This window comes from Bacillus sp. EB106-04-02-XG92, assembly GCF_058791995.1.
The window spans coordinates 90,060-90,478 of the sequence record NZ_JBYTEA010000013.1; the positions used below are offsets into that span (position 1 = coordinate 90,060).

Below are 419 nucleotides of genomic sequence, written 5' to 3' on the forward strand. Positions count from 1 at the left end.
GAGCAACCGTGTTGCAAGTTGAAGAGTTAAGGTAAACAAAGCGCAAAGGAATGTAAGTAAGGGAAAGTAGGGAAGAAGAGCAAACTATTGCAAGTTGAGGAATGTAGGGCAAACAAAGCGCAAAAGGAATGTAAGTAAGGAGAGATAGGTAAGAGAAAGAGCAACCGTGTTGCAAGTTGAAGAGTTAAGGTAAACAAAGCGCAAAGGAATGTAAGTAAGGGAAAGTAGGGAAGAAGAAGAGCAAACTATTGCAAGTTGAAGAGTTAAGGAAAGCAAAGCGCAAAAGGAGTGCAAGTAAAGCAGAATAGGTAAAAGAAAGAGCAACGGTGTTGCAAGTAAAGAGTTAAGGAAAGCAAAGCGCAAAAGGAGTGCAAGTAAAGCAGAATAGGTAAAAGAAAGAGCAACGGTGTTGCAAGTAC

1 pseudogene is annotated in these 419 nt (G+C 40.6%); it reads right to left on the minus strand.

The features are described 5' to 3' along the window. Nucleotides 1–84 precede the first annotated feature (84 nt). Nucleotides 85–419, minus strand: a pseudogene (locus AC3WVA_RS24375) (hypothetical protein); the annotation flags it as partial.